This window comes from Candidatus Doudnabacteria bacterium, assembly GCA_037200925.1.
GTDB lineage: Bacteria > Patescibacteriota > Doudnabacteria > UBA920 > O2-02-FULL-48-8 > JBDTSL01.
Genome location: JBBCGO010000001.1, coordinates 366,460 through 393,385 on the forward strand (window position 1 = coordinate 366,460; position 26,926 = coordinate 393,385).

Below are 26,926 nucleotides of genomic sequence, written 5' to 3' on the forward strand. Positions count from 1 at the left end.
GCGCTAGACGCCATGACCATAGCCCTTCGGGTGCTCATCCGGTTTTCTGGTCAGCTGAGCCGAAAGAAAGACCTGTCCGGGTGCTCCCTGCAGCACTGCGGCTATCCTGTTCGCGGCGGCGCGCTGCGCTGCGAGAGTGCGAGTCAACGCCTGTTTACGGAACTCCGGCACTCTCGGATTGTTCAGGCGGGCCTGGATTCCGATGATATTGGCCTCGATCCGGGTATACCTGGCCATGACCGGACAATGCGGCATATCGTGCATCTTATTCCCCCTTCACTTTCTGAAATTTACGCCTCAATAAAAATCCGACCACTTGGTCGGTTCATTCTAGAATTAAGTTTTGCCTACAACTTACATTCTATGAACCGACATCAACCAAGACAATATTAAGAGCGGCCAAAAGGTTTTGGCTAACGGGCTTAATAAGGTTGCTGAACAAATGTCCGTTCATAGATTTATGCATAGAATATAGTAAATAAAATAACTTGTCAAAAAAAGACCGAGAAAATTTCTCGATCTTAGGAACCCCACAAGGGTTCGATGCTTTCAGGCCAATTGATGGTGGAAGCATTCGCCTTGGGTTTATTGCCGGCAGGGCAATTCGCTTTTTGCCAGTCTTCTTTGTTGGGGTACTTCGTCTTGCAATTCGGACACCTCATGCCGCCGCCCTTTAGGTTGATGCCGCCGAAACTCATGCACTTTGCCATCGTTTCCTCCAATTTTGTGCAACAAAAACACCGACTTTCCGTCGGGTTTGTTTGCTGTTATCTGACAAGCAAAAACGCCCGACTAGCCGGTGAAATAAAACCAAAATGAATTGGTGTTTACATGCGCTTTGCTCATATTAAAAACATTATAATCTTCAAACTAAAAATCGTCAAATTATTGTTCCAATTTATTGATCTTATCCAAAAAACTGTTCAACTCTTCATTTGAAAAAAATTCAATGGTGATCTTACCCGACTCTCCTGACTTCTGTACTCTAACTTTAGTACCCAGCTTTCCTCGAAGCTCAGATTCAAGCGCCGCCACATCGGGATCGGAAGTTCCTCTCGTAGCTCTGATCGCTTTTGGCCGCTCCAGGAGTTCTCGGACTTTTTCTTCCACCTGGCGGACCGTCATCTCTTCTTTGATGATCAGCTCGAGCAGGGCTATTTGTTTTTCCATGCCCGGCAATGCCAAAATTGACCGTGCATGACCTTCGGAAATGCTTCCTTCAGCCAATGAGTTCTGAATTTTTAAAGGCAAATGCAGGAGCCTGAGCATGTTCGTGACCGTCGTTCGTCCTTTGCCGACTCTTTTCGCCACTTCTTCCTGGGTGATCTTATATTCATCGATCAGCTGCTGATAGGCCAGCGCTTCTTCGATCGGATCCAGATTATGCCGCTGGATGTTCTCGATCAATGCCAACTCCAGCTTTTTCTGCTCCTCCATAAAATCACGGATCATGACCGGGACTTTGGTCAGGCCCGCGATCTTTGATGCGCGCAATCTTCGCTCACCGACGATCAGCTGGTACGTACCGTCGGGCAAAGGAACTACGACCAATGGCTGCAAAATACCGTGCTCGCGGATAGAATCGGCCAACTCCTGCAGAGCCTGCTCATTGAACGTCCGCCTCGGCTGCCAGGGATTGGGTTTGATCAGGTCAATCGAAATTTCCGCCAAATTCAAAACCGGCAGATTCTCTGGGGGCGGGACGTATAATACTTCACCTGAATCGATATCATCCATAAAAATATTTTAATTCACGGCCGGATCAGCTGATACAGATGGTCTTCCAAATGGAAGAAGTCAGTCGAACGCAAGGACCTTGGCCTGGGCAGATTATTTTTTACCACCCGCTCAAGCTTTGCGGGTCTTTGCGTAAGTACTGCCACGCGATCCGCCAGCTCCAAGGCCTCAGCAATGATGTGCGTGACCAGCACGATCGTGGTCTTCCGATCGGTCCAGATCTTCAAAAGTTCGTGACGCAGTTCTTCGGCGGTAAAAGAATCCAGTTCAGAAAACGGTTCATCCATAAAAATAATTTTCGGATTTGTGGCCCAGGCCCTGGCGATCCCGACTCTTTGCTTCATCCCGCCGGACAAATCTTTAGGATAAACATGAGCAAATTTCTCAAGGCCGAATTGTTTAAGTTCCTTGGCGACCACGCTGTTACGCAAATTTTCATCCAATTTTTTTGAAAACAAGCCTAGTTCGATATTCTGACGGACAGTCAGCCACGGCAGAAGAGCAAACTGCTGGAAAACAAAACTCATATCCAAATCCGTAATATCCTTGCCCAAAATCACCTCACCTTTGTAATCTTTTTCCAAACCCGAGGCAATGCGCAGAATGGTCGATTTGCCGCTCCCTGACGGCCCTACCAACACGAAAAATTCACCCGCCTCGATCTCCAAACTGATATTATCCAAGATCAAAAGCTGCTTTTTATCTTCTTCAAAATATTTAGTGATATTTTTCAGGGTAATTACTGCTGACATTTGTTAAATTAATCCTATTTTTTATTCTTCCATGAGTCTGTGGCTGGCATCCAGAAGAGGTATCCAGACCAGCTTATTGATGCTGAAAACAATAATCAATAATGCTAAAATTCCCAACAAAGTAATGGTCGTGTCGAGAGAATGGATCTGAAAAAACTCTCCCACTCCGCCGGGCAGTTTGACTATAATTTCTGTTGCCACAAGCGCGCCCCAGCCTTCACCCAAACCGATGATCGAACCGGTGACCAGGCCCGGAATACTAAGCGGCAAAATAAATTTACGGAAATAATTCCAGCCGGACAGATGATAGATCTCAACCGCTTCCTCCACTTCGTGCTTGACCAACCGAAGCGAGCTTAAAACTGAAAACACAACCGGCCAAATAATCGTCAATACCAGAAAAAAAATGACTGTAAAATTAGATTGACCAAAATAGTGGACGGCAAACGGCAAGATCGCAAACTCGGGAAAACTTTGCAGAATGTCAAAAAGCGGCAAAACCACATGCGACAAAATCCCGCGATAAAAAAGTGTGGCTAAAGACCAGCCTAATAAAACGGCGATCACGTAGGCCGCAAACAGGCGTCCGATAGACATAAACATGTCACTAAATAGGCTCAATACATCGAGCTGTTCGACTTTTGCGAAAAAAAGCAGAAATAGGAAAGGTGCGACTATGATCAAAAAAGTTGCAGCCAAATGAATTCCTGAACGATAAATTTTGATTCTATGTTTTGGATTTCGGTTCATACAAAGTGTTGCTTCGCGCTTTGATTATACCATAAAAAACAAAAAAGCGCTTATGCGCTTAATATAATCTGGTGCCGAAGGAGAGAGTCGAACTCTCATGGGATTACTCCCGCGCGATTTTGAGTCGCGTGCGTCTGCCATTCCGCCACTCCGGCATGCATTATATTTTAGCTTAAAAACCTTTTTTTGAGAAGACGGCGGAAAAACAGCACGGTCGCCAAGGCGATGACCATGCTGGCCAGAACATCTGACGGATAATGCACTCCGATAAAAATTCGTGCCACCGAAGCCACTGTGGCCAAAACCAGTAACGGATAAAACAGCTTAGTGCCATAAAAACTGAAGGCAATACAAAACAAGATCACGGCATGGCCGGAAGAAAATGACAGCCCTTTTTCGGTATCCGATACTATTTGATGGACCGGAAAAATTTCATAAGGCCTCGGCCGGTTGACCAGCCTTTTTATGACCTCAACGATCAGAAGTCTGGCTACCAAAGAACTAATGATCGCGAGAATCGAATTCCAAAAGTACCGTTTGTAGAAAAGCAAGATCAATACCCACCCTGCAAGAAAATAGATCAGCCAAACACCGAGAAAAATCCCGACAATATCCAAGACCTGGTTTTTACCGGCCAAACCGTTGATAGAAAAGAAAATTTTGTAGTCTAGATTATACAAATAGCCAAAAAATAATTGCGACTAAGATCCGATACGTGCCAAACGGGGTAAACGTGTGTTTTTGCACATATTTTATAAAATACTTGACTGCGGCCATTGCCACGAGGAAAGCTACCACAAACCCGGTCAGCAGAATCGAAAGGCTTCCCGATTCCAAGGTCTTATAACTGTGCAGCAGATCCAAACCGGAAGCGGCGATCATGGTCGGTACAGCCAGCAAAAAAGAAAACTCAACGATCGTTCTTCGCTTAATACCCAAAAGCAAACCGCCAACTATCGTCGCGGCCGAACGGGACACGCCGGGAATTATCGCGATCGACTGGAACAAGCCGATTATGAAAGCCTGCTGATAGGTAATTTCAACCAGAGACTGTTCCAATTTTTCTTTTTGCGATTTTTCATACCAACGCTCGAACAGGATCAGGGTGATCCCGCCCAAAAACATGCTCCACAAAACTATGGAATTATTGCCCAGAAGATAGTTCTTTACGATCTTGTACAGCACAAGCCCTATCACTCCGGTTGGCACAAATGCCACTGCCAAACGCTTGATAATTTCCCATTTCCAAAGATCTGTCGAATACAGAACGACGACAGCCAAAATTGCGCCGACCTGAATAATAATTTCAAAACTCTTCACAAAGTCGGTTTGACCGATGTGCAAAAGACTGGAAACCAAGATCTGATGCCCTGTGGACGAGATCGGCAGGAATTCTGTCAGTCCTTCAACAATGCCTAAAATTATGGCGTGGATAAAACTCATAAGCCAGGGGCTGGGAAGTTTTTGGTGAACCGCTTGATTTCCATGCGGACTTTTTCCGTGACTGAATGTTCGGTGATGACAGCCGTGATCCACGACGCGATCTTGCTCATTTCTTTTTCCTTCATGCCGCGGCTGGTCACGGCCGCAGTGCCGAGCCTGATGCCGGACGGGTCAAACGGCGAACGAGGGTCATTCGGCACCATATTCATATTCAGGATAATTCCGGCTGACTCCAGGAGTTTTTGCGCATCTTTGCCTCCGATATTCTTATTGGTCAGATCGATCAGCATCAGATGATTATCCGTGCCGTCGGACACCAGTTTGAACCCGAAATCCGAAAGTGCGTGGGCCAGGGCTTTGCAATTTTTCACTATCTGTTCAGCGTATTTTTTGAAAGACGCGGTTTTGACCTCTTTCATGGCCACTGCAATTGCGGCAATCGCATTCTCGTGAGGACCGCCCTGCATGCCCGGAAACACGGCTTTATCAATGGCCGTGGCAAATTTATCTTTGCACATGATGATCGCGCCTCTGGGACCCCGCAAGGTTTTGTGAGTGGTGGTCGTGACCACGTCAAAAAACGGGATTGGAGATGGATGCACGCCTGCGGCTACCAGGCCGCCGATGTGGGAGATGTCAGCCATGGTGATCGCCTTCACCTTGTCGCCGATCTCTTTGAGTTTCCGGAAATCAATTTCGCGCGGGTACGCCGTAAACCCGGACACTATCAGTTTGGGATTGACGCGATCGGCCATTTTCAGGATCTCCATGTAATCCAGCAATCCGGTTTTGGCTGATACGCCGTAATGGACGAATTTGTATGTTTTACCCGAGGCATTGACTTTGGACCCGTGGGTCAGATGCCCGCCGTGCGCCAGATCCATGGCCATGACCGTATCTGCTGGCTCCAAAAGAGCGGCATAAACTTCCAAGTTCGCGGGACTTCCGGAATACGGCTGGACATTCACGTGCCAATCCAGCGGCAGATCAAAACCCTCGCGCACGCGCTCTATTGCCAGTTCTTCCACCTGGTCGATTATTTCATTGCCAGCATAGTATCGCTTGCGCGGGTAGCCCTCGGCATATTTATTAGTCAGCACCGAACCTAAGGCTTCCAAAACTTCATCGGACACATAATTTTCAGACGCGATCAATTCTAAAACTTCAGCCTGCCTGCGGCGCTCTTTTTGGATCAGATCGTAAATTTGCTGATCTTTTTGCTTTAGTGACATAAGTTTAAATTAATTCTGATTACACCTTCAAAAAGATGAGGGTCAAACGAAGTAATTTGTGTAATTAGAGTTGATCAGAATTAACATAAATTATTATTTTCTTGCAGCCCCAGGCTTTAAAAATCCGTAAAATAAGGTTAAGACTCCCACGAACGCGAACACATAAAAGATATTCTTAGTATAGTATAAAATCGCTATCGCACCCAGGGCCGTGATTATTTTCCCGACTGCCAGGCTGAGCTCATAGAACACACTATATGCAGTGGCATAATCAGTACCTTTCGATCCTGCTATCTCATAAGTCAGAGCGATCATGGGGATGTTAAGGAGCCCTTTGGCCGCTTTGGTCAGCGTATCAAAGATCAAAACGGCCGGAGTATTTACCGCCAGGAACCGGCCGAACCAGGTCAAAGAATAAATCAGGGAACTATTTTTGATAAGCTGCACTTTTTTGTCTATATCAGCGCGGCTGCCGATGTACAGCATCAACCCGGTGGCGAGCAGCATAGAGGTCGTGCTGATCAAGCCTACCGAGGCCACTTGCGGCACCACGATGAAAATATACACGGGCCAAAGGCTCATCAGCATCAGATCCTCGGCATAGCCCCAGTATCCGAAAAAATTTGAAGGGTACTCGCGAAAAATTTTCCATAGATCCCGGAATCGGAAATTCTGCCGGGTATAAAGATCGCGCGACAAGAACAACGGCGCGGAGGAAACAGCCATCAATACTGAGGCTAAGGCAAACAGCAAAAAGAAACCAAAAAAATAAGAGATCAATCCGCCTATCAACGGGCTGATGATGAGGGTGACCTGAATGATAGAAAATAATAAGCCGATCTCACGACCCTGCTGGTCTTTTTTGTCTGAAAGCGACACATCCGCGTCAAATGCAGGCCAAAAAAATGATTTCTGCAGGGCAAAAAATACGGGAGCCAGAAAGAACAGCTTCGGATGGAACCGGATGGAATAAAGCGCAGCCCAGTAAGCCACGTAAATGATATTGGAAATAAAAATTGAATGCTTATAGCCTATTTTACCCGCGATCTTCGCCCCCCAGCCTATCAAAACCACATACCAGCCGTATACATTCACATAAAACCACATGATGCTTATCAAAGAAAAGCCCAATTTATACAGATAGATCGGCTCGAATATGAAAACCAGGGAGATCGCGAGATTGGCAATGAAAGTCTGCCAATATACCTCTTTCACTTCCCTGTTCACTTTATGAGAAAAATAATGAAAATAATTTTGCATTTTGTTATTGTCATTCCCGCGAAAGCGGGAATCCAGAGACTGGGTCCCGGATCAAGTCCGGGATGACAAACTATTTTTTTTTCTTAATACTTTGTCAATTTGTTTTTCTGTGATCGGCCCTTCTCTTAGTATTTTAACATGTCTGCCTGACAATATGACCACAGTTGAAGGTTTTGTGCGCTTTAGCTCGCCTCCGTCCAGATAAAAATCAGGCTTTAATTTGGATCCTGTAAATTGTTTTTTGACCTCAGCAACCGAGTAGCAATTGGGTTTTCCCGAAACATTAGCCGAAGTTGTGGTGATCGGTTTGCCCAAACAACCCGACAGATCAAGCGCAAGCTTATTTTTCGGCCTACGAATTCCTAAAGTTCTAGTTCCTGCTGAAAGCATGTCCCAGGACCTGCCTTGGGCCCGCAGCGGCAAAACTAAAGTCAGAGGGCCCGGCATTAGTGATTCGATCAGTTTTTTTGCTTCCGGCCTAAGTTTGACCAATTTTTCTATCCAACCCTTGGTCGGCGGGATGACATGGATCGGTTTGTTATAATCCCGGCCTTTTAGGCGATAAAGTCTTTTTACAGCTGCAAGATCGGCCGCATCCACTGCCAAACCATAAGCGGTGTCGGTTGGATAAACCACGACACCGCCTTGCTTCAAGATCTGAACTGCTTTATTTATATTGTTCGAGCGCATGCGAGAACTATTCCACTACAAAATTAATCAATTTGTCCTGGACAAAAATCTCTTTCACAATTTCCTTGCCTTCCAAATGTCTTTTGACATTTGCATCTGCCAAAGCCTTTTCTTTCACTTCAGACTGTGAAGCACCGGAAGAAAATGCCAAAGACGCGCGGACCCGGCCCAAAACCTGAACTACCACCGTAACTGTTTCTTCCTTGGTTAATTTTTCATTATATTTCGGCCAGGATTGGGTATGAATTGATTCCTTATGCTTCAACTGATGCCATAGATCTTCTGTCATGTGCGGGGCAAAGGGCGCTAGCAGGATCAAAAAAGTTTCCCAATTCTCTTTTGACAGTTGCTTGTTCTCGTTCAAAAATTCCATAAATGAGGCGACAGCGGTATTGAATTTGAAATTCTCAATGTCAGAAGTGATTTTTTTGGTCAATTTATTGATTTGCTTGTTGTCCGTGCCTGCCTCAAAAACCTGCTGATACCGCCAAACTTTGTCCAAAAATCTTTTTACGCCGACAATTCCATTGGTTTGCCAAGGCTTGGCGTCTTCCAAGGGCCCCAAGAACATTTCATACATCCGGAAGGCATCAGCGCCGAATTGTTCGATGACTTCGTCCGGATTGATGACATTGCCTCGCGATTTGCTCATTTTCTCGCCATCAGGTCCCAGGATCAATCCTTGATTGCGAAGTTTGATGAATGGTTCTTCAAAATTAACATAACCCAGATCAAATAAAGCTTTGGTAAAAAATCTTGCATACATCAAATGCAACACTGCGTGTTCCGCGCCGCCCACATACGTGTCCACAGGCAGCCATTCTTTCATTTTTTTCTTGTCGGCAAAAGATTTGTCATTATGAGGATCGGCAAACCGGAAAAAATACCAGGATGAATCCACAAACGTATCCATAGTGTCGTGATCGCGCCGGGCCGGGCCTTCGCACTTTGGACATTTCACGTCATTGAATTTTTTTGATCTGGCCAAAGGGGATTCGCCTGTGGGTATGAAATCAACATCATCCGGCAATTTCACGGGAAGATCTTCATCCGGCACAGGACTCATGCCGCATTTGTCGCAATAAATGATCGGGATGGGCGCGCCCCAATATCGCTGCCTGGAGATCAGCCAATCGCGTAGTTTATATTGAATTTTTTTAGTTCCGAATTTTTTAATTGCTTCCGGAATTGGCATGAGTGGTTTGTCGGCAATAGGGATATCATACTTTTCCGCAAATTGTCGGTCCCGCTCGTCGTGCGCAGGAACTGCCATGATCGCGCCGGTGCCATAAGTCGCGAGTACATAATCTGCGATCCAGACCGGAATTTTTTCTTTAGTGGCAGGATTAATCGCAAAGGCCCCGGTGAATTCACCTGTTTTTACTTTCTCCAATGCTGTCCGTTCCAGTTCTGATTTAGCTTTGGTTTTTTCTATATATTCGTTAACTGCTTTTTTGCGGTCTGCAGTCGTGATTTGAGGTAACAAAGAGTGTTCCGGCGACAAAACCATATATGTTGCGCCGAACAATGTATCTGGCCTGGTGGTGAAGACTTTGATTTTTTCTTTTCCATTTTCCAATTCAAACTCGATCTCTGCTCCTTCGCTTCGGCCGATCCAGTTTTTCTGCATGAGTTTGATCGGCTCCGGCCAGTTCAGTTTAGTAAGTTCATTCAACAGCCTGTCTGCGTAATCCGTGATCTTGAAAAACCATTGGGATAACAGTTTTTGCACAACGACAGTGCCGCATCGCTCGCAGCAGCCGTCGATCACCTGCTCATTGGCCAGAACCGTCTGGTCTTTCGGACACCAGTTCACATATGCCTCTTTTTTGTATGCCAGGCCTTTTTTGTATAACTGCAAAAACAGCCATTGGGTCCATTTGTAGTACTCAGGATCAGAAGTGTTTAATTCACGTGACCAATCATAAGAAAGCCCGATGGACTTTATCTGCTCCCGAAAACGGTTTATATTTTTGGCAATCGATTCAGCTGGAGCGATCCCTTCTTTGATCGCATAATTCTCCGCCGGCAGGCCAAAAGCGTCCCAACCCATGGGATGCAGAACATCGAAGCCCTGCATGCGCATGAAGCGGGATAAAATATCAGTCGCTGTATACCCTTCCGGATGGCCGACGTGAAGGCCAACACCAGACGGATACGGGAACATATCCAAAATATACTGCTTCTTCTTTGGATGCTCAGGCGTTTTATAGAGTTGCATCTTCTCCCAAGCTTCCTGCCACTTCTTTTCAATTGTCTTATGGTCGTAAATTTCTGGCATATACTCAACTTATTCTAGCATTTCGGGCATTTTTTGATAAATGATTTCAAATAGTTTAAAATAGTGTTAACTTCACGGAGGGTCTCATGCCTCTGAACCAGGAAGAACTCGACCGGAAGATCCACCAGCTTACGTTTTGCTACCGGATCGTCGCCAAAAAGCTTCTGGGCAATTCGGAGTTGGGCAAACTCTGGGCACAAGAACAGAACAGACGACAGGACCAAGTCTTTGGGCTAGAAATACTCTGGTCCAAAACGCAACAAAAGTTTCGCGAAGAAAGGCAGAGAATGGACCAGGGTTTTGCGGAGTTTGTCATGCTGCTTGAGTCGTCGATCGAAGAATCATCAGCCGCAAGCACTCTTCGCAACATCAAGGAAGAGATCCAAGGGGCCTACCCGGAATTCTGTATCGGCATTCTGATATCGTCACAGCCGAAACAGACAGCTCTGGTGTGCCTCCCAAAATCATCTCGCTTCGAAATTAATGCCAATGACCGCAGGTTCCTGCGATCTTTGCGAATTGTGGCAGACCAATCAGATCAACAGGATTAACCTGCTGATCTTTTTTTTATGCCAAACAGTTCACAAGCATTCTCAAAAGTTTTTTGCCCGACCTCTTCCACATTCAATTTTCTGATCTCAGCCATCCTTGCCGCCACATGCCGGACATAGGACGGTTCGTTTCTTTTTCCGCGATAAGGCGGGGGGGTTAAGTAAGGCGCATCGGTTTCCGTCAGCAATCGGTCAAACGGGGATTTTTCCACGACTTCCGCCAGCTTACCGGTTTTGTCAAAAGTTAAAATACCGTTGAGTGCAATATAAAATCCCAAGTCAAGAAATTTTTTCGCAGTTTCCCAGTTGTCCGTAAATGAATGCGCCACGCCCGGAAGCCCTTCGTATTCGCTTTTCAAAATTTCTATCAAGTCAGAATAGGCATCGCGGCAATGGATTATGACGGGCAGGCCGTGTTTTTTTGCAAATTCCAATTGTTTGATGAATTCTTGTTTTTGCCGCCGCTTGATGGGTTCCGGATCTTGCCCTAGGGGCAATCGGAAATAATCCAGTCCGCACTCCCCGATCGCCACAACTTTATCCGAAAGCATTGGCTCATAATCCGTTTCCTCAAAATTTTCCGCACGGGATTGGAAATGGCTTTCTTCCTCATCGAGCATTTGCTGATAAGTATGCACCGGATGAAGCCCGATGGCCGCATAAACTCCTTCCGGATGATCTTTCGCCAGATCCACCGCGGATTGGGATGTGTCGGTTTGTGTCCCGACATTGATCATCCAGGTTTCCGCATCCAAAGCACGCTTCACAATTTGGTCACGGTCTTCTTTGAATGCCGAAAAATTAACGTGAGTGTGAGTGTCGAAATACATAGATAAGATTGCTTCGTCGACTTCGCCTCCTCGCAAATTCGAATCTGCGAGCGAAGCGAAGCAGTCTATTCCAAGTTAATCAATCTTCTGGAAAAGCGGCTCAGGTTTTTTTATTTCTCCTGACTCCAGCACCGATTTGATCTTCTGGGCTGTTTCGGGCATGATGGGCGATAATTTTGCCGCGATCTCAAGCAATAGCGCGGCCAAACTTAACAGCAGGGTTTTTACTTTGTCAGGATCGGTCTTGACCAGTTCCCAGGGCTTGGATTTGTCTATCAGCTGGTTGGCCCAGGCGATCTCTTTCCAGATCAATACCAATCCTTCGGAAAAATCAAAATTATAGAACGATTCCCAGGCGCCTGACAGGTCTTTTGGCGAGTCCGCGAAATCCTCGATCTGGCCGTCAAGATATTTTTCTATCATATCGGTCACGCGGGAAAACAAATTGCCCAGGCCATTCGCCAGATCGCCGTTAAAGCGCGCTTTCAATTTTTCCTCGCTGACGTCCCCGTCCTGTCCGAACGGCACCTCACGCAACAGAAAATAGCGCACGGCGTCCGGTCCGTACTTCGCCACCCAGTCATTCGGATCGATAACGTTACCCACGGTTTTGCTCATTTTCTGCCCGTCAACGGTAAAAAACCCGTGCGCAAATACTTTCTTGGGAATTTCCTCGCCGATAGCAAGCAAAAGCGCCGGCCAGATAACGCAATGAAATTTTATGATATCTTTGGCCATGAGATGTGCATCCGCCGGCCAAAATTTCCTGAAATTCTCCTCATCTTCGCCATAACCAATAGCGGAACAGTAATTGAACAAGGCTTCCACCCAGACATATACGGTCTGGTTTTCGTCCCAGGGCAAAGGGATCCCCCACTTAACGTTAGGTCTTGAGATCGCGATATCCTCCAGGCCCTGCCTGACGAAAGACAGAACCTCGTTGCGCCTGGCTTCCGGCCTGATCACGAAATCATTATCGGAAATTTTTTCTTCCAGGATCTTTTGGTATTCGGATAATTTAAAAAACCAATTTTTTTCCTTCAAATGCAGAGGCTTGGTCTTATGCTCCGGACACAGGCCGTTGACCAGTTCCGACTCTTTGATAAAAGCCTCATGACCCACGCAATACAAACCTTCGTATTCTCCTTCATAAAGCTTGCCGGAATCTTTCAGTTTATTTAAAAACTTACCCACTGCTACTATATGTTCCTTATCAGTGGTACGTATAAATTTATCCGGCGCGATGCCTAAGCTATCCCAGGCAAACGAAAACTTGGCGGAGATCTCGTCTACGAATTCTTTCGGCGACTTGCCGCTCTTTTCTGCAGCTTGCGCGATCTTGGCTCCGTGCTCATCAGTGCCCGTGAGAAAAAACACGTCCTCGCCCAAAAGCCTGTGAAGACGGGCCACGACGTCGGCCGCGATAGTGGTATAGGCGTGGCCAATGTGCGGTTTATCATTCACATAATATATCGGCGTGGTGATATAGAATTTTTTCTGCTCTTCTACCATATTTGTAAATTAAAAAAGCCTGACTTAAGGCCTGATAATTATAGCATAAATCCCGCTAAAAAATCAGGCCGGAGGTTCTCCGATCTGCCCGTCCATGATGTCGTTGATAAATACCGAAATTCCGCTGGCCACCGGGATGGCGATCAATGCTCCGACTACTCCTCCCAGCGTTGCTCCGACCAAAACGGCCAAAATGACCATGATCGGGTTTATGCCCACGCTTTTGCTCATAAGGATGGGCACGATCACGTGGGCTTCCAGTTGCAGAATGATGAACCAAAGGATCAATACGGCCAAAGCCAGGGCCGGACTCTGCAAAAATGCGAAGAATACGCCGATGGCCAGTCCGATGAACGGCCCGATGATCGGGACGATCTCGAGCAAACCCGCAACCAAGGCCAGAACGAGGGCGAATTGCACATTCAGAACCGTCAGGCCGATAAAGACCAGACCGAAGATGACAGCAGATAAAATTATCTGTCCCAAAAGCCAGGAGCCCATTTTGCGCTGGATCTTCGTGACCAGCTTCATGACATAAGCCTGATGTTTGTAAGGCGACAGATGTTTAATGAAATTCTTCATGCCGTTTTCCTCTACCGTCAGGTAGAATGAGATCACGAGCACCAAGATCAGGGAAGCGATCCCTGTTAAGACCCCTCTGGTGGTGGCAAACAGCGTACCGCCGAAATTGTTGGCCAGATCATTAAAGCTGTTGTTAATGGCCTGGCCGAGCGCCGAATGGCTCAAATTTTCGCTATAGACGCCGATTTTGGAAATAAACGCCTGGTAAACGTCCGCGCTTTTGATGGCTTCGAATTGTGATGTTACCGGCGGCACGATCAAAAAACCTATCAGTACCACGAGCCCCAGAAAGACTATATATACAAATGTCACGCTCAAGATTCTGGGAATTCTGTACTGGAGAAAAAAATCCGCCACCGGATCGATGGCCGATGAGATGATGATAGCGATCAAAAATATCAACAGCACGTCCCGCACCACCCATAAAAAGCAAAATAAAAGGACGATGAAAACGATCTTCAATAAAGTTACTGTGGAAATATTGATTGTGTCGTGGCGTTCGCTCATGCAATTATTATATGTTTATTGCTTAAGTTTGTCGATAGTGATATATAATAAACCTAACTTGAGGAGGAGCCTATGCAATCCGATTCGGTCTGTCTGACGTCCGAGGAACTGGAGCATTGGCCGCGGCTGCCGAAAGAACGTTCTATCCATCACAGGACTTGTGCGCAATGTGCCGAGAAAGTGCGGAAGCTGGTCCGACCCCGGTTCATTGAAGCCGCCGAGTCGTTCGGAGTGCGCCGGGGTTTGTCTGCCCAAGAAGTGCTGGACGGTGATCGGGCAGCTCTTACCCGCGGGGAGATTGATGAGGAACTTGACGACATGGCCTGATCGTTGGAAGATCAGGCTTTTATTTTCTGAATTTTTCCAAAATTGCAATATTCTTCGGATCGTCCTTCGGATCATCTTTCGGCGTTTCCAGGATCCAATCCCGTTTTCCCAAAACTTTATGATCAACCAGGGCTTTAAATCCCGCAAGCCCGATATGTCCCTGTCCTATATTTTCGTGCCGGTCCAGATGCATGCCCAATTCCGCTTTGGAATCATTAGCATGGACCATGATCAATTTTTCAAACCCGATGACTTTTTCGAATTGTTTCAGGCTTTCCTCTACGACTTTTTTGTCCCTTAGATCATAACCCGAAGCAAAAGCATGGCAAGTATCAAAACACACACCGATATTCTTGCCTTTCAAAAGTTTATGGTCCAAGATCGCAGCAATTTCCTCAAATGTATCGCCCACGATCCTCCCCGCACCCGCCGAAATTTCCAAAAGCAGCTGAGTTGCGCCTGTATAGCCTTCCATGATCTTGCCGATAGCTTTGGCAACTCTTTCCAAACCTTCTTCGTCGGTCAGCTCGCCAAAACTGCCCAGATGCGTCATGATCGCGCGGCATCCCAAAAGTGAGCCTCGATCCAGTTCCTGGCGGACCACGGAAATGGAACCGTAATAAATATTATTTTTTACTGACGAAAGATTTATGAAATAAGGCGTGTGGATATAAAAAGTATCCAGCTTGTGCTTTTTCATTTCGTCCTGGAACTGCTTCGCCACTTCAGGCGTGATGGGTTTTACCGGCCCGCCGTGCGGCGAGCGCGAAAAGATCTGAAACACTTCGGCCCTGACTTTCGCGGCGTTCCCCGGCGCTTTCCAGATCCCGCCGGCAATTGAAACATGTGTGCCTATTCGCATATACTTTATTTAAGGAGGAGGCATGAGAATTAGATACCCGATCTTCAAGTGTGCATTCTTGGCAAGTTTGGCGCTACTTCCATTGACCTTTTCGAACAATCTGGTGCTGGTGCCGTTTGCTCTTGCAATCATCACCATGCTCGTTGCCGGGCGTTTTGAGAAAGACATCAATCAAAAGAGGGTATTCGATAATTGGCCGCCATAGGCTCGATCCTTCATCTCAGAATGAGGGTATTTTTTTTATAACTTCAATTTCTTTTCAAAAACCGATCTGTCCGCGAACGGTCCGATGACTGCGGCGGTGAGGGTGTTTTTAACAAACAATTTTTTCGCCAAATCCTGAATTTCACCGGAAGTGATCTTGTCGATTTTGGCAAAAGCCTCTTTTGGCGTTTCGATTTTTTTCATGAACGCCGCTTGGGTCAGATACCAGTCCAACGTGCCATGCGGGTCTTCCATGGCCAGAACGATCTTGCCTTTGATATATTCCTTGGCTTTCTTAAGTTCGCGGGGAGCGACCCTTTCATTTGTCATTTTCATAACTTCAGCAAGGATCACCTCCATCGCTTCAGGAGCTGAGGTTACCTTAAGGCCTGCTCGGACATAAAAATTCCCTGTGTCCAGATAATTATTTGATGATGCTCCGACGTAATACGCCAATCCCCGGCGTTCCCGGATCTGCAGAAACAATCTGGAGCTCATGCCGCCGCCGAGGATGGTTGACAGCAGCTGCAGTTCCGGATTGAGCTTGCTGTTATAATCAAGCGCGGCAAAACCAACCATCATATGCGCCTGTTCGCTGGGCTTGTTTTGAACCGAAAGTTTAGGCAGGCCTGATCTTTTCACGATCGCCGCAAATTTTCCCCCGGGCTTATCAGAGATCCTGCCCCAAGATTTCCCGATCAGTTCCTCAAGTTCGTTTTGGTCGAACTTGCCGGCGATGGCGATGATCATGTTCGAAGGATGGTACCATTTCTTGCGATAGTCCAAAATATCGGATCTTTTTACGGAGCGGATGATGTCCGCGGTTCCCGCGATATCGCGGCCGAGCGCGGTATCCGGCCACATGGCTTCTTCGAACAGCGACTCAATGTGGATCTGCGGATTATCCTTATACATGTTTATCTCTTCGATGATCACGCCTTTTTCGCGCTCAATTTCTTTTTCATCAAACAGCGGATTCTGCACCAGTTCGGTGAGCACGTCCATGATCAGCGGCAGATGTCCGCTGGCCGCGCGGATATAATATTGAGTGTGTTCTTTGCCCGTGTTGGCGTTAAAATCGCCTCCGACGGAATCCACAACTTCGGACAATCTTTTCGCTGTCGGATATTTTTTCGTGCCTTTAAAATGCAAATGCTCCAAGAAATGCGAGATGCCGTTGACCCGGGGTTGTTCGTACCGGCTTCCCGCTTTGACGAATACCGACATCGTGATGGACAGCGCGGTCGGGATCGGTACGGTCAGGAGCGTTAAGCCGTTCTTGAAAACTTTTTTGTTATACATATCAACAATTCAACTTTTCTTTAAAATAATTTACTAATTCACCAATCTTTATTCTTTCTTGCGCCATTGTATCCCTGTCGCGCACCGTCACGGAATTATCATTGGCAGTTTCAAAGTCCACCGTCAAGCAATAAGGCGTGCCGATCTCATCCTGCCGGCGATATCTTTTGCCGATGGATGCAGTCTCATCGTACTGGCACATCCAGTGCTTATTGAGTGTCTGCAATATTTCTTGGCAAGGTTTCATCAATTCTTCTTTTCGCGACAGGGGCAAGATGGCGATCTTGATCGGCGCCAATTCTTTCGGCAATCTCAAAGTCACTTCGGTTTCATGCACCGCGTCTTCTTTGCCGGAACGGGCATCAGATTCGGAATATGCATCAACCAACACGGCCAGCATCAGCCGATCCAGCCCAAAAGTCGGTTCGATCACATATGGGATAAATTCTTTTTCAGTTGCCGGATCCTTGTATTTTAAGTTTGCCCCGGATAACTCAATATGGTTCTTGAGGTCATAATCAGTGCGGTTTGCAATTCCGGCCATCTCGTCCCAGCCGAACGGAAATTTGTAATACGTATCCACCGTGCGCTTGGAGTAGTGCGCCAGTTCATCTTTCGGCAGTTCCACAGTTTTGATGTTTTCTTTTTTTAATCCAAGGTCTTTTAGAAAAAATTCCTGCTGATATTTGAGCCATTCGTCAAAAGCTTTATCGTCTTCTCCCGGCGCGACAAAATATTCCAATTCCGCGATCGTAAATTCCTTCGTGCGGAAAATCGAGTTACCCGTCGTAATTTCGTTCCGGAAAGCCCTACCGATCTGCGCGATGCCAAACGGCAGTTTGCGGCGCATGGATTCCAAAACCAGTTTAAAATCCGTGAACATGGTCTGCGCAGTTTCCCCGCGCAGATAAACCGTGGATTTGTCATCTTCCGTCGTTCCGATAAATGTTTTGAACAGTAAATTAAAATTTTTCGGTTCGGTCCATTCTACAGATTTGCCCTTATGTGTCTGTTCATGTGCCGCGATCTCAGCAGGCTTGTCAGCGCGAAAACGCATGTGGCAGATCTTGCATTCCACGAGCGGATCGCTGAAATTCTTGATGTGCCCCGACGCTTCCCAGACTTTCGGATTCATGATTATCGGGCCCCGCAGTCCGACCATGTCCGCCCTTTGCTGAACCATTTTTTTCCACCACACATAGCCGATATTATTTATCAATTCCGTTCCCAGCGGCCCGTAATCATAGCTGTTGGCCAGTCCCCCGTAAATTTCCGAGCCGGGAAATATAAAACCCCGCCTTTTTGCGAGCGAGATTATTTTGTCCATCAGGTCATTTTCTTGTTTTTTCATGATTTTTTCAGCAACGCTGGATGTCCAGCTCCAGTTTCAAAAACTGGGGCTGGGCTGGATGCGCTGCCCTTTCTGTAGACAAATAGTAGCATAATTTTAGGATAAAAAAAAGAATCCCCTCACTGATGTAAGAAGATTAGTAGATGTCAATGCACTCGCACAGGAGTTGCCGGCGGCGTCTCTTCTTCCGAACAAACTATCAACACAGTCAGCTTCTTCGGCAGGGCCTGCATAAGATCGCGCAACTGATCTGACAAGTGATCAAATGCCCGCTTGTCAGGGGGGAAAGGCGTCAGTGCCCTCAAATCAAGAATGATGCGTTTGCGGGATGCCGGCTTGTTATCTTTAATGGACTGGAGCACCTTGTCCAAGTCACTAACTGTGCTTGTGGCAGGATCATCGGTCAGAATCATCTGACCCTCACAGGTAATAGTAACGATCTGCCGTTTCCTATCTCGTTTATAGACGACACTGACAGTGAGCTTCGGACTTTCGTCCATGACCATTCCTCCGTTCATTCACATCATCATTAGGCAATCGATTGCTCACTATATCACTTTGTCCGATCTTTGTAAACCCTCAGCAGCTGGCTGAATTTATCGGATTCAATGTGCTCGCGGATCCTCTGCATGAGGTTGAGATAAAATCTTAAATTGTGCATAGTCGCAAGCCGCAGGCCCAAGGGCTCTTCGGACATGAACAAATGACGGATGTATGCACGCGTATAATTTACGCACCCATAGCAGTTGCAAGTGTTGTCGATCGGTTCAAAAGCCTCTTTGAATTCTTCATTAAAAATGTTCATTGTAAAATACCCGTCCCCGTCCTGCGGTTTTAAATTCACATAAAATTTGCCGTGGCGCGCTTCACGTGTGGGAATGACGCAGTCAAAACTGTCGCAGCCCAAAGCAACTGCTTGGACGATCTGGGAAGGCGTGCCCACTCCCAGCAAATGTTTGGGTTTTTCTTCTTCCAAATACGGGATGGAATAATCCACTGCCCGGTACATCAGCTCTTCTGATTCGCCGCCGTTGGCCACTCCGCCAATACAGTATCCGGGAAAATTCAGGCTCTGAATTTCTTCAGCAGACTGTTTGCGCAGATCTTTAAAGATCGCTCCTTGGACAATTCCCCACTGCGCTTGCATGGGATTTATGGAATTTCCCACAAGTTTGATATGCTCAGCCACAGCCCGATGCGCCCACAATGCGGTTCGCGCCACCATGGCTTTGACCGTGGATTTTTCCGCTTCTGCCGCAGGAAACTCATCCAGGACCAATGCTATGTCTGAGCCCAAGTTTAACTGGATCTGAACAGACGCTTCCGGCGTCAAAACAAAAGTTGAGCCGTCCAGGTCAGATTGAAATCTGACTCCCCCGTCCGTTACTTTCACCATTTTACCCAGGGAAAAAACCTGGAATCCGCCGGAGTCGGTAAAGATCGCGCCTTTCCAGTTCATAAATTTATGCAGTCCGCCGGCTTTCGCGATCAGGCCGTCTCCGGGCCGCTGCCACAAATGATACGTGTTGGCTAGGATCATTTCCGCGCCCCAGAACCGCAGTTCTTCCGCGGCAATGGATTTGATGGCGCCTTTGGTGCCGATGGGCAAAAACACCGGCGTATGGACTTCTCCGTGCGCGGTTTGAATAATGCCAGTTCGGGCCTTGGTCTTAGAATCTTTTTTCGTAATTGAAAACATAGCTTAATGATTATACCAATTATGATACAATTTCAACATGAGCAATTACAAAATCTTTCTGGGATACTTAGCTGTTGCGATCGAGCTGGCCAGCTATGCACCTTACTTCTGGGGTATCTACAAAGGAAAAATAAAACCTCATGCATTTACCTGGTTTGTTTGGGGAACTCTTACCGGGATCGGATTTGTCGCTCAGATTCTTTCCGGAGCAGGTGCAGGCAGTTGGATCATGGCGCTCAATTCCATCTTCTGTTTCGCGATTGCGGGAATCGGCTTTCGGCAGAAGCACGTAAAATTCGTCTTGTTTGATTGGGTGGCGCTGGTCGGGGCTTTTTTAGCAATTGTATTTTGGAGGATTACGGATAATCCGCTCACCGCCGTAGTTTTGATTTCCGTATCTGACGGAATCGGTCTTCTGCCCACCATACGCAAAGTTTATTATTTCCCGGATGAAGAGTCGATTTCTCCTTGGGCTTTAGGAATTCTTTATTATATTATTTCGCTTTTTGCACTACAATCCTTTACCATAACTACTTGGCTCTATCCCGCAGCGATCATCTTATTTGATTCAATCTTCGTCCTGGAAGCAACTATCCGCCGAAGGCAATTTGCAAATAAACGTTTACAACTCTGAAGAGATCTAATAAACTATTCTGTGTTATGCGAGAGGAGGACACTTGCCGCCAACTGACCGCGACCTGATCAATTCCGTCAACAACAAGCTCATCTCCCGCAAGGTTCGAGAAAAATTCATCAGGCAGATCATGAACCAATCCGATCTCGAACACTTCTCAGTTAGCGAAGGCCTGCCGCCCGAACTGCGCGAAGCCGCCAGCAAACGGTTGGCGGAACTACGTCAGCAATCCTAAGGTTTACAGCCGGACATTTGCCTGGCTTTTTTTATTTGAAAAAAACACCTGAAACAATTTCCCGTCTGGCTCGTATAAATGAGTACAGAGTTAGTGATCGAACTAATTCCTTCTAAATTAATAAATCCTTTTCAACATTACAACATATGTCTAACAAATATCGTTTGCTTTTAGCTGCAAGTTTAATGGGAAGTTTGGCTCTGGCAGCGCCGGCATTTGCCCAAGGCCCCCAAGGTATAGGCCGCGTGGGTCATATGGGCATGATGCGCGGCAATGGCGTATTCGGTTCAGTCACCGCAATTAGCGGCAACAATTTGACTGTGGCCAGCAAAATGAGGCCGATGGCCAACACTACAACAACTTCCGCAACCTACACAGTAGATGCCACCAATGCCACGGTGACTAAAAACGGTGCAGCATCTACCGTTTCAAACATCGCCGTGGGTGATATGGTTATGGTCCAGGGAACAGTGAACGGAACGAGCGTCATTGCTACAAAAATCAACGACGGAATAATGATGAGAAAACCCGGCGTGTTTGGCACCGTTGCTACAATTAACGGCAACACCTTGACCGTCACAAGCAAGGTTTGGTCAAAGGGAAATACCTCGGCTGCCACATCTACTACCTACACTGTAGACGACACCAATGCCACTGTCACCAAAAACGGTGCAGCATCTTCCGTTTCAAACATTGCAGTCGGTGATACTGTCATGGTCCAGGGAACCGTGAACGGCACAAGTATCACGGCTACCGCGATTAATGACGGAATGCCTCCACGTCCGAATAAGGGACAAAACCCGCTCATTGAGGGCAATGGCCAGCCGGTCATCGCCGGCACAGTGAGCGCCATCAACGGCAATACTTTAACCGTTGCGAACAAAAACGTCACTTACACTGTGGATGCTACCAGCGCCACAGTAACGAAAAACAATGCGGCCTCTGCTGTTTCAAGCATCGCAGTCAATGACAGCGTGATCGTTCAAGGAACAACCAATGGCACCAATGTTACCGCCTCTTCCATAACGGATCATTCAGCATCTACAACCACTTCAGCAAACGGCACAACCAATCAGCACCTCGGATTCTTTGGCAGTATCGGCAACTTCTTCAAACACCTCTTCGGATTCTAATAATTAATCCCAAATAAAAAACAGCCTCCATAGAGCGGCTGTTTTTTATTTGAAGTTCAGTTATTTAACTAAGGCAGCGATTTGCTCGGCTACGTTTTCAGGAGCTAAGTTGTTGGTGTCTATAATTGTTGTATGATGCCCCTCGCATTCTTTTCTCAGAATATCTGAAAAATACACATTATCAGCTATGAATTTTTCTAGTAGTTTACCAGAAACTTTTTCGATAACCGCAACGCTATGCGGGCTCTGATATCTTTTCGCCAACCGCTGTTTGATCGTGTCGTGGTCTGCATCGAGCAAAATAAATTCAATTGATTCATTGCCTGCGATCTCACTGGGCCGGGCAAAACCGCAAATCAGAGTAGTAATGTTATTTTTAATATTTTGCAAACCTAAATCTACCCAGTGTTTGGTTTCTTCTATCCGCCATTGGCGATCAACGTTATCCGGTACGCCGCGTTCATCGAAATCATGCAATTCGAAATCTGGACCAAGCAAAGATTTCAGAGGTGCCATTACCGAGGTTTTTCCCGCTCCGTTTACACCCGTAATAAAAATTATCTTTTTCATATTAAACTGCTACTTCCCTCTCGCCCGTCTTTTCGTCTCAGCCTTCCTGACCTCCGCTTCATCCATGCCGAAATGATGGGCGATCTCATGCCAGACGGTATCTTTGACCATTTGCTTGATCCTATCGGGCTCGACAGCTATGCGCAAAATCGGCCCGCGGAAGATCGTGATCTTGTCCGGGAGGACAGCCGTATAATTTGCGCCGCGTCTGCTCTGCGGCACGCCTTCATACAAGCCCAAAAGAGTCCTGCCATGGACAAGATTATGTTTTTGTATCTGTTCGGGATTCGGCTCCTGCTCGATCACGATAGCCACATTATTCAGCAGATCCAAAAACTTCTGAGGAATGGCCTCAATCCCATCATTGACCAATTGTTCAAACTCTTCGTCGTTCATGCTGTCGATTCTTTTCAAATACCTAATTCTTTGAGTTGCTCCTGAACATCGACTTTATCCATTTGAAGAGTATCCAAAGTCTCCTTAAGCGAGCTTATCTGAGGCGAATTAGCATCTTTTTCCTCAACTCTGTGCAATTCTGCCAATGTATCCGTTATCATGATCTCCAACTCCATTTGGCGCGCTAACAATCTTTTTATGTCTGGATTATTTTCTGGATTTTCCATAATATTTTTTAATTCTATGGTAATCATATCAAAAACCCGGGAAAGTAGACAAGCTAAAAAGAAAATAATATAGTTACTCTGTTCACACTTTCCCCAGGAGGAGAACTATGTTAGCGTTCGTCAGCGCACCCGCCGCCCCGCTAACCCGCACACCCGTACGACTGACCCTCGAAGAGGAGGTCGAAGCCGCAGGACTCCGAGTCATACCGATCGATCGTGTCCGTGCCTTCCAAGCCCGCATCAAGCGCGAATGGGAGGCGATGGATATCTCCTACCGCGGTGATTGGGAAAAAGTGCCTGACGTCCAGATCACGGCACTCCAGCCGCCTGCTGACATCGTCAGCGACATCGCGCGCGCCAGCGAGATTCCGCGTTCGCAAGTTCACGCCGAACGATTCAAATACGATCCGTTCGTGTTCATCACGCGACGCAAGCGCGGCCGCGCGACCGAAGTCGTATGCTTCGCGTACTGGAACGCGCCGGGTTTCGTTCCCTAAGGCCTACAACACTCCATAAGGTGCTGATCTCCAATCAGCGCCTCGTTTTTTTTATTAGAAAAAAGCGATCGTCCGAAGACGACCGCCACAACAAACTACTTGAGCATTGAGCCTGCTCTTGCCAGTTTCCTCTTCATCGACTGCAGAGCCTTGGCGCCTTTGATCTGCTGTTCATAGAAGATGATCATGTCCCGTGCCGCTTGTTGCCAGCTGACCAGAGGACTTGCATTCCTTTGGTTTGTCTTACAGCTTTTCGCGTCGCCTACAGGAAAAAATACGACTATCTGCGGATCGCGCTCTCCCGCCAGACCCATATAGTCGCAGACCAGAACCCTGTAATCCGGCCGAATAACATCAACTCTTCCCAGTTTGTTTTCGTGAACGAAATCCGCAAGCGGGTTGAGGAAGCTGCTCTGTATTTCCCCGGCCGTCTGCAGCCAGTCCGCAGGCTCAAACTGCTCCGGCACCGATATGCTCAAAGTAAGCTCGCTCATCTAGAAAGTCCTCCTTCAGGCAACCAAGCATATCAAAAACAACCATCTCATGTCAACGACTGAAATAAAAAAGCCGGCTCAATTACGAGCCGGCTTAATAATAATTTTAGTGTCTCCCGAAATGCCTGCCGTTGCCGTTGTCGCGCCGAGGGCCCCGGTCGTGCGGACGGTCGTCGATCGTCCCGCCTTCCGGCCGCGGGATCAAAACTTTGTGTGAAAGGTTGATCCGGCCCATGTGGTCTATTTCAACAACTTTGACTTCCAGTTCATCGCCGATCTTGACCACGTCTTCAACTGCTCCGACCCTGTGCCACGCCAATTCTGAGATATGGCACATGCCGTCATGGCCGGGAGTCAGTTCCACGAAAGCGCCGAAGTCCATGATCCGCACGACTTTTCCTTTGAAGACTTCACCGATTTTAATTTCCCTGGTCAGATTATGGATTATTTCCAAAGCTTTTTTCATGCCTTCGGCATTGTTGGACGCCACCATGACCAAGCCCGAGTCTTCAATGTCTATTTTAACTCCTGTGTCGGCAATAATTTTATTGATAATTTTGCCGCCGGTGCCGATGACATCGCGGATCCTTTCGGGATTGATCTGCATGGTCTCGATCCTGGGCGCCAAAGGCGACATTTCCGCACGCGGCTTATCAATGGTTTTTTTCATGACATCCAGAATATGCATGCGCCCGTCGCGGGCCTGCTTCAACGCCTGGTCCAGAATTTCCACAGTCAGACCCTTGGTCTTCACATCCATCTGCATGGCGGTAATGCCCTTTTCCGAACCAGTAACTTTAAAATCCATATCGCCGTTCGCATCTTCAATTCCCTGAATGTCGGTCAGAACTTTGAATTTACCGCTGCCTACATCCAGGACCAAACCCATGGCCACGCCCCCGATCATAGTTTCTATCGGCACCCCGGCATCCATGAGAGCTAATGTGGAGCCGCAAGTTGAACCCATGGAAGTGGAACCGTTGGAGCCCAAAGCTTCGGACACCAGCCTTAACGTATACGGGAATTTTTCTTTTGGCGGCATGACAACTTCTACTGCGCGCTCAGCCAAGGCGCCGTGTCCCACTTCGCGCCGGCCCGGCCCCCGCATGGGAGCCACTTCTCCTACTGAATATCCCGGAAAATTGTAGTGATGGATATATCTTTTCACCGTGCCGTCCACTGTAAAATCTTCCATGCCATCAAGGATCTGCGCATCGCCTGAGGAGCCGAGTGTCACTGTGGTCAGGATCTGTGTTTCACCGCGGTTAAATAAAGCCGAGCCGTGCGTACGGGGCAGGACACCGACTTCACAGGACACAGGCCGGGTGACATTCAGTTTTCTTTCATCAACGCGCAGTTCTTTTTCCAAAATGTTTGCGCGGACGATCTTCTTGGTCACCTTTTCCAGAGCTAGGTTCGTGTGAAGCTTGTGGTTCAAGGCGCGCTCCTCAGCGCCTTTATCTGCAAATACTTCGAGAATATGAGCATGGGTTTCTTCGCGCACAGCTTCGTTCTGCTTTTCGCGGATTTCTTTGGAGAAAGTGCCGTACAAGGCCTTTTGCAATTTATCTGTAGCGAATTTTTCCACTTCAGCCAAAACCTTTTCATCGGCCAGTTCGCGCTTAACTTCCGCCTTGGCCTCACCTACCTGCTTGATAAGATCGTTTTGCAGTTTGATCAGGTCAGCCAGATGCGGCTGGGCAAATTTAATCGCAGCGATCATATCGTCTTCCGTGATCTGCTTAGCGCCCGCTTCCACCATCAGTATATGTTCCGCGGTGCCTGAGACCACGAGATCCAGATCGCCTCCTTCGCGCTCTTTATAAGAAGCGTTGAGAATGAACTGCCCTTTATCGCGTCCCACTCGCACCGCAGCCACCGGACCGTCAAACGGAATACGAGAAATGCTGAGAGCTGCTGACGCGGCATTGATCGCCACCACGTCCGGATCATTCACTTCATCAACAGAAAGAATAGTCGCCACGACCTGCACGTCGTTACGCATGCCGTCCGGAAACAAAGGACGGATCGTGCGGTCGATCAGGCGGCCGGAAAGAATTGCTTCGTCGGTTGCCCGGCCTTCGCGCTTGATAAACCTAGAGCCTTTGATCTTGCCTGCGGCATAAAGCCGTTCCTCATAGTCCACCAGCAACGGAAAATATTCCATGCCCTCGCGCAAATTTTTGCTCATGACTGCCGTGGCCAAAACCACGGTGTCTCCAAGTTTGGCCAAAACAGAGCCGTCGGCCTGCAAAGCCAAAACGCCGGTTTCAAGAGAAAATTTCTTGCCGGCTAGATCCAAACTAACATTACCTTTTTTCATTTGTTACCTTTTTTGTATCCGCAATTGTGGTTTGAAGCACAGAAGTTATAACAGTCGCCAATTCTTGGAAACTAATATAGCCTCTTTGCTGTCAGCACTCAGCGGAATTAATTATTTAAAGATCATTTGTAGTCAGCCGATTTATCGGCTCACGCAGCTCATAAATGAGCTGACTACACTTGTTCTACTTATTCAATTTTAACTTATCAGTCAGTTTATCCCAACGCTTCTCGTCCTCAGCCTTCAAATACCTCAAAAGCCTGCGCCTATTGCCCACCATTTTCAGCAAGCCCCGGCGGCTGTGATTGTCCTTTTTGTGCTCATTAAGGTGCTCGGAAACCTTCTCAATTTCGCGGGTCAATATCGCCACCTGGACCTCCGGGCTGCCGGTATCGTCCTTATGGACCTGGAACTTCTTGATGATCTGCCCTTTTTCCTTGGGAGTAAGCATTCATTGCCTTTCTTCACGCAATGGCTAGGAAAACGCCATTTGTGTCTTAATACTGGTTCATTTTATCACTCCTTTAAAGACTTGGCAAGCCTAT

At 47.3% G+C, this 26,926-nt stretch carries 32 protein-coding genes and 1 tRNA gene; 7 read left to right on the forward strand and 26 right to left on the reverse strand.

What is annotated here, in order from left to right:
- Window positions 1–3: 3 nt before the first annotated feature.
- From WDN47_02200 to leuS, 12 genes are all read right to left on the reverse strand, one after another.
- Window positions 4–255, reverse strand: a complete 252-nt coding sequence (locus WDN47_02200) for a hypothetical protein (GenBank protein ID MEJ0021376.1) — start codon at window positions 253–255, stop codon at window positions 4–6.
- A gap of 266 nt (window positions 256–521) precedes the next feature.
- The gene (locus WDN47_02205; GenBank protein MEJ0021377.1) at window positions 522–710 is read right to left on the reverse strand and encodes a hypothetical protein; all 189 of its coding nucleotides are present in this window, start codon (window positions 708–710) and stop codon (window positions 522–524) included.
- A gap of 175 nt (window positions 711–885) precedes the next feature.
- Window positions 886–1,737: a ParB/RepB/Spo0J family partition protein gene (locus tag WDN47_02210; GenBank protein MEJ0021378.1), complete on the reverse strand. Its 852-nt coding sequence runs from the start codon at window positions 1,735–1,737 to the stop codon at window positions 886–888.
- A 14-nt stretch (window positions 1,738–1,751) separates the two neighbouring features.
- Window positions 1,752–2,489: an ABC transporter ATP-binding protein gene (locus WDN47_02215; protein ID MEJ0021379.1), complete on the reverse strand. Its 738-nt coding sequence runs from the start codon at window positions 2,487–2,489 to the stop codon at window positions 1,752–1,754.
- A 21-nt stretch (window positions 2,490–2,510) separates the two neighbouring features.
- Complete coding sequence (locus WDN47_02220; GenBank protein MEJ0021380.1) at window positions 2,511–3,086, reverse strand: ABC transporter permease subunit; 576 nt, start codon at window positions 3,084–3,086, stop codon at window positions 2,511–2,513.
- Window positions 3,087–3,308: 222 nt separating this feature from the next.
- A tRNA-Leu gene (locus tag WDN47_02225) sits at window positions 3,309–3,394 on the reverse strand.
- 12 nt (window positions 3,395–3,406) lie between these two features.
- Complete coding sequence (locus tag WDN47_02230; GenBank protein MEJ0021381.1) at window positions 3,407–3,919, reverse strand: phosphatase PAP2 family protein; 513 nt, start codon at window positions 3,917–3,919, stop codon at window positions 3,407–3,409.
- Window positions 3,912–4,682: an undecaprenyl-diphosphate phosphatase gene (locus WDN47_02235; protein MEJ0021382.1), complete on the reverse strand. Its 771-nt coding sequence runs from the start codon at window positions 4,680–4,682 to the stop codon at window positions 3,912–3,914. The genes WDN47_02230 and WDN47_02235 overlap by 8 nt, the downstream gene beginning before the upstream one ends.
- A complete protein-coding gene (glyA, locus tag WDN47_02240) occupies window positions 4,679–5,914 on the reverse strand; it encodes a serine hydroxymethyltransferase (protein MEJ0021383.1) in 1,236 nt (411 codons plus the stop codon). Before glyA ends, WDN47_02235 begins: the two co-directional genes overlap by 4 nt.
- Before the next feature lie 93 nt (window positions 5,915–6,007).
- Window positions 6,008–7,174, reverse strand: coding sequence for an MFS transporter (locus tag WDN47_02245; GenBank protein MEJ0021384.1), 1,167 nt, complete (start codon window positions 7,172–7,174; stop codon window positions 6,008–6,010).
- Between the two features lie 51 nt (window positions 7,175–7,225).
- Window positions 7,226–7,864, reverse strand: coding sequence for an L-threonylcarbamoyladenylate synthase (locus tag WDN47_02250; protein ID MEJ0021385.1), 639 nt, complete (start codon window positions 7,862–7,864; stop codon window positions 7,226–7,228).
- 7 nt (window positions 7,865–7,871) lie between these two features.
- Complete coding sequence (gene leuS, locus WDN47_02255) at window positions 7,872–10,145, reverse strand: leucine--tRNA ligase (GenBank protein MEJ0021386.1); 2,274 nt, start codon at window positions 10,143–10,145, stop codon at window positions 7,872–7,874.
- 86 nt (window positions 10,146–10,231) lie between these two features.
- Here leuS and WDN47_02260 point away from each other — a divergent pair, with 86 nt between their 5' ends.
- Window positions 10,232–10,696, forward strand: coding sequence for a hypothetical protein (locus WDN47_02260; GenBank protein MEJ0021387.1), 465 nt, complete (start codon window positions 10,232–10,234; stop codon window positions 10,694–10,696).
- Here WDN47_02260 and WDN47_02265 read toward each other — a convergent pair.
- The 3 genes from WDN47_02265 to WDN47_02275 form a co-directional block, all read right to left on the reverse strand.
- Window positions 10,693–11,526, reverse strand: coding sequence for a TatD family hydrolase (locus WDN47_02265; GenBank protein ID MEJ0021388.1), 834 nt, complete (start codon window positions 11,524–11,526; stop codon window positions 10,693–10,695). The genes WDN47_02260 and WDN47_02265 overlap by 4 nt on opposite strands.
- A gap of 75 nt (window positions 11,527–11,601) precedes the next feature.
- Complete coding sequence (metG, locus tag WDN47_02270; protein MEJ0021389.1) at window positions 11,602–13,038, reverse strand: methionine--tRNA ligase; 1,437 nt, start codon at window positions 13,036–13,038, stop codon at window positions 11,602–11,604.
- A 63-nt stretch (window positions 13,039–13,101) separates the two neighbouring features.
- Window positions 13,102–14,127 carry an AI-2E family transporter gene (locus tag WDN47_02275; GenBank protein MEJ0021390.1) on the reverse strand — a complete coding sequence of 342 codons (1,026 nt, stop codon included), beginning with the start codon at window positions 14,125–14,127 and terminating at the stop codon, window positions 13,102–13,104.
- Window positions 14,128–14,199: 72 nt separating this feature from the next.
- Here WDN47_02275 and WDN47_02280 point away from each other — a divergent pair, with 72 nt between their 5' ends.
- Window positions 14,200–14,454 (forward strand): hypothetical protein, encoded by a 255-nt coding sequence (locus WDN47_02280; protein ID MEJ0021391.1) that lies wholly within the window; start codon window positions 14,200–14,202, stop codon window positions 14,452–14,454.
- A gap of 19 nt (window positions 14,455–14,473) precedes the next feature.
- Here WDN47_02280 and WDN47_02285 read toward each other — a convergent pair whose 3' ends face one another.
- Complete coding sequence (locus WDN47_02285) at window positions 14,474–15,316, reverse strand: deoxyribonuclease IV (protein MEJ0021392.1); 843 nt, start codon at window positions 15,314–15,316, stop codon at window positions 14,474–14,476.
- A 22-nt stretch (window positions 15,317–15,338) separates the two neighbouring features.
- Here WDN47_02285 and WDN47_02290 point away from each other — a divergent pair, with 22 nt between their 5' ends.
- On the forward strand, window positions 15,339–15,521 hold the full coding sequence (locus WDN47_02290) for a hypothetical protein (protein MEJ0021393.1): 183 nt from the start codon (window positions 15,339–15,341) through the stop codon (window positions 15,519–15,521).
- Between the two features lie 35 nt (window positions 15,522–15,556).
- Here the strand turns inward: WDN47_02290 and WDN47_02295 are convergent, their stop codons facing one another.
- The 4 genes from WDN47_02295 to tgt form a co-directional block, all read right to left on the reverse strand.
- Window positions 15,557–16,822: a pitrilysin family protein gene (locus WDN47_02295; GenBank protein MEJ0021394.1), complete on the reverse strand. Its 1,266-nt coding sequence runs from the start codon at window positions 16,820–16,822 to the stop codon at window positions 15,557–15,559.
- Window position 16,823: 1 nt separating this feature from the next.
- Window positions 16,824–18,173 carry a glycine--tRNA ligase gene (locus tag WDN47_02300; protein MEJ0021395.1) on the reverse strand — a complete coding sequence of 450 codons (1,350 nt, stop codon included), beginning with the start codon at window positions 18,171–18,173 and terminating at the stop codon, window positions 16,824–16,826.
- Between the two features lie 146 nt (window positions 18,174–18,319).
- On the reverse strand, window positions 18,320–18,673 hold the full coding sequence (locus WDN47_02305) for a hypothetical protein (GenBank protein MEJ0021396.1): 354 nt from the start codon (window positions 18,671–18,673) through the stop codon (window positions 18,320–18,322).
- Between the two features lie 53 nt (window positions 18,674–18,726).
- Window positions 18,727–19,872, reverse strand: coding sequence for a tRNA guanosine(34) transglycosylase Tgt (tgt, locus tag WDN47_02310; protein ID MEJ0021397.1), 1,146 nt, complete (start codon window positions 19,870–19,872; stop codon window positions 18,727–18,729).
- Window positions 19,873–19,909: 37 nt separating this feature from the next.
- Between tgt and WDN47_02315 the strand changes: the two genes are divergently transcribed.
- The 3 genes from WDN47_02315 (at window position 19,910) to WDN47_02325 (ending at window position 21,874) form a co-directional block, all read left to right on the forward strand.
- Window positions 19,910–20,506, forward strand: a complete 597-nt coding sequence (locus WDN47_02315; GenBank protein MEJ0021398.1) for a hypothetical protein — start codon at window positions 19,910–19,912, stop codon at window positions 20,504–20,506.
- Window positions 20,507–20,549: 43 nt separating this feature from the next.
- A complete protein-coding gene (locus WDN47_02320; GenBank protein MEJ0021399.1) occupies window positions 20,550–20,741 on the forward strand; it encodes a hypothetical protein in 192 nt (63 codons plus the stop codon).
- Between the two features lie 146 nt (window positions 20,742–20,887).
- Complete coding sequence (locus tag WDN47_02325) at window positions 20,888–21,874, forward strand: DUF5666 domain-containing protein (GenBank protein MEJ0021400.1); 987 nt, start codon at window positions 20,888–20,890, stop codon at window positions 21,872–21,874.
- A gap of 60 nt (window positions 21,875–21,934) precedes the next feature.
- On the opposite strand, the gene WDN47_02330 is transcribed toward WDN47_02325, so the two are convergent.
- From WDN47_02330 to WDN47_02340, 3 genes are read right to left on the reverse strand one after another with little or no spacing between them, the layout of a single operon-like run.
- Window positions 21,935–22,444, reverse strand: a complete 510-nt coding sequence (locus WDN47_02330) for a hypothetical protein (protein ID MEJ0021401.1) — start codon at window positions 22,442–22,444, stop codon at window positions 21,935–21,937.
- 9 nt (window positions 22,445–22,453) lie between these two features.
- Window positions 22,454–22,840 carry a metallopeptidase family protein gene (locus WDN47_02335; GenBank protein MEJ0021402.1) on the reverse strand — a complete coding sequence of 129 codons (387 nt, stop codon included), beginning with the start codon at window positions 22,838–22,840 and terminating at the stop codon, window positions 22,454–22,456.
- A gap of 14 nt (window positions 22,841–22,854) precedes the next feature.
- Window positions 22,855–23,067: a hypothetical protein gene (locus tag WDN47_02340; protein ID MEJ0021403.1), complete on the reverse strand. Its 213-nt coding sequence runs from the start codon at window positions 23,065–23,067 to the stop codon at window positions 22,855–22,857.
- 107 nt (window positions 23,068–23,174) lie between these two features.
- On the opposite strand from WDN47_02340, the gene WDN47_02345 reads away from it, so the two are divergent.
- Window positions 23,175–23,564 (forward strand): hypothetical protein, encoded by a 390-nt coding sequence (locus tag WDN47_02345; GenBank protein ID MEJ0021404.1) that lies wholly within the window; start codon window positions 23,175–23,177, stop codon window positions 23,562–23,564.
- A gap of 95 nt (window positions 23,565–23,659) precedes the next feature.
- On the opposite strand, the gene WDN47_02350 is transcribed toward WDN47_02345, so the two are convergent.
- From WDN47_02350 to rpsO, 3 genes are all read right to left on the reverse strand, one after another.
- Window positions 23,660–24,058, reverse strand: a complete 399-nt coding sequence (locus WDN47_02350; protein MEJ0021405.1) for a hypothetical protein — start codon at window positions 24,056–24,058, stop codon at window positions 23,660–23,662.
- A 106-nt stretch (window positions 24,059–24,164) separates the two neighbouring features.
- Complete coding sequence (locus tag WDN47_02355; protein MEJ0021406.1) at window positions 24,165–26,381, reverse strand: polyribonucleotide nucleotidyltransferase; 2,217 nt, start codon at window positions 26,379–26,381, stop codon at window positions 24,165–24,167.
- A gap of 184 nt (window positions 26,382–26,565) precedes the next feature.
- Window positions 26,566–26,832 (reverse strand): 30S ribosomal protein S15, encoded by a 267-nt coding sequence (gene rpsO, locus WDN47_02360; protein MEJ0021407.1) that lies wholly within the window; start codon window positions 26,830–26,832, stop codon window positions 26,566–26,568.
- Between the last annotated feature and the right edge of the window lie 94 nt (window positions 26,833–26,926).

Excerpts from the sequence above, each read along its gene's own strand:
- WDN47_02335 (MEJ0021402.1), bottom strand. The coding sequence starts at position 22,840 with ATGAACGACGAAGAGTTTGAACAATTGGTCAATGATGGGATTGAGGCC.
- WDN47_02330 (MEJ0021401.1), bottom strand. The coding sequence starts at position 22,444 with ATGAAAAAGATAATTTTTATTACGGGTGTAAACGGAGCGGGAAAAACC.
- WDN47_02250 (MEJ0021385.1), bottom strand. The coding sequence starts at position 7,864 with ATGCGCTCGAACAATATAAATAAAGCAGTTCAGATCTTGAAGCAAGGC.
- tgt (MEJ0021397.1), bottom strand. The coding sequence starts at position 19,872 with ATGTTTTCAATTACGAAAAAAGATTCTAAGACCAAGGCCCGAACTGGC.
- metG (MEJ0021389.1), bottom strand. The coding sequence starts at position 13,038 with ATGGTAGAAGAGCAGAAAAAATTCTATATCACCACGCCGATATATTAT.
- WDN47_02245 (MEJ0021384.1), bottom strand. The coding sequence starts at position 7,174 with ATGCAAAATTATTTTCATTATTTTTCTCATAAAGTGAACAGGGAAGTG.
- WDN47_02260 (MEJ0021387.1), top strand. The coding sequence starts at position 10,232 with ATGCCTCTGAACCAGGAAGAACTCGACCGGAAGATCCACCAGCTTACG.
- WDN47_02315 (MEJ0021398.1), top strand. The coding sequence starts at position 19,910 with ATGAGCAATTACAAAATCTTTCTGGGATACTTAGCTGTTGCGATCGAG.
- WDN47_02200 (MEJ0021376.1), bottom strand. The coding sequence starts at position 255 with ATGCCGCATTGTCCGGTCATGGCCAGGTATACCCGGATCGAGGCCAAT.
- WDN47_02265 (MEJ0021388.1), bottom strand. The coding sequence starts at position 11,526 with ATGTATTTCGACACTCACACTCACGTTAATTTTTCGGCATTCAAAGAA.
- leuS (MEJ0021386.1), bottom strand. The coding sequence starts at position 10,145 with ATGCCAGAAATTTACGACCATAAGACAATTGAAAAGAAGTGGCAGGAA.
- WDN47_02285 (MEJ0021392.1), bottom strand. The coding sequence starts at position 15,316 with ATGCGAATAGGCACACATGTTTCAATTGCCGGCGGGATCTGGAAAGCG.
- WDN47_02220 (MEJ0021380.1), bottom strand. The coding sequence starts at position 3,086 with ATGTCTATCGGACGCCTGTTTGCGGCCTACGTGATCGCCGTTTTATTA.
- WDN47_02210 (MEJ0021378.1), bottom strand. The coding sequence starts at position 1,737 with ATGGATGATATCGATTCAGGTGAAGTATTATACGTCCCGCCCCCAGAG.
- glyA (MEJ0021383.1), bottom strand. The coding sequence starts at position 5,914 with ATGTCACTAAAGCAAAAAGATCAGCAAATTTACGATCTGATCCAAAAA.
- WDN47_02345 (MEJ0021404.1), top strand. The coding sequence starts at position 23,175 with ATGTTAGCGTTCGTCAGCGCACCCGCCGCCCCGCTAACCCGCACACCC.
- WDN47_02295 (MEJ0021394.1), bottom strand. The coding sequence starts at position 16,822 with ATGTATAACAAAAAAGTTTTCAAGAACGGCTTAACGCTCCTGACCGTA.
- WDN47_02280 (MEJ0021391.1), top strand. The coding sequence starts at position 14,200 with ATGCAATCCGATTCGGTCTGTCTGACGTCCGAGGAACTGGAGCATTGG.
- rpsO (MEJ0021407.1), bottom strand. The coding sequence starts at position 26,832 with ATGCTTACTCCCAAGGAAAAAGGGCAGATCATCAAGAAGTTCCAGGTC.
- WDN47_02305 (MEJ0021396.1), bottom strand. The coding sequence starts at position 18,673 with ATGGACGAAAGTCCGAAGCTCACTGTCAGTGTCGTCTATAAACGAGAT.
- WDN47_02300 (MEJ0021395.1), bottom strand. The coding sequence starts at position 18,173 with ATGAAAAAACAAGAAAATGACCTGATGGACAAAATAATCTCGCTCGCA.
- WDN47_02290 (MEJ0021393.1), top strand. The coding sequence starts at position 15,339 with ATGAGAATTAGATACCCGATCTTCAAGTGTGCATTCTTGGCAAGTTTG.
- WDN47_02205 (MEJ0021377.1), bottom strand. The coding sequence starts at position 710 with ATGGCAAAGTGCATGAGTTTCGGCGGCATCAACCTAAAGGGCGGCGGC.
- WDN47_02235 (MEJ0021382.1), bottom strand. The coding sequence starts at position 4,682 with ATGAGTTTTATCCACGCCATAATTTTAGGCATTGTTGAAGGACTGACA.
- WDN47_02215 (MEJ0021379.1), bottom strand. The coding sequence starts at position 2,489 with ATGTCAGCAGTAATTACCCTGAAAAATATCACTAAATATTTTGAAGAA.
- WDN47_02340 (MEJ0021403.1), bottom strand. The coding sequence starts at position 23,067 with ATGGAAAATCCAGAAAATAATCCAGACATAAAAAGATTGTTAGCGCGC.
- WDN47_02355 (MEJ0021406.1), bottom strand. The coding sequence starts at position 26,381 with ATGAAAAAAGGTAATGTTAGTTTGGATCTAGCCGGCAAGAAATTTTCT.
- WDN47_02325 (MEJ0021400.1), top strand. The coding sequence starts at position 20,888 with ATGTCTAACAAATATCGTTTGCTTTTAGCTGCAAGTTTAATGGGAAGT.
- WDN47_02350 (MEJ0021405.1), bottom strand. The coding sequence starts at position 24,058 with ATGAGCGAGCTTACTTTGAGCATATCGGTGCCGGAGCAGTTTGAGCCT.
- WDN47_02275 (MEJ0021390.1), bottom strand. The coding sequence starts at position 14,127 with ATGAGCGAACGCCACGACACAATCAATATTTCCACAGTAACTTTATTG.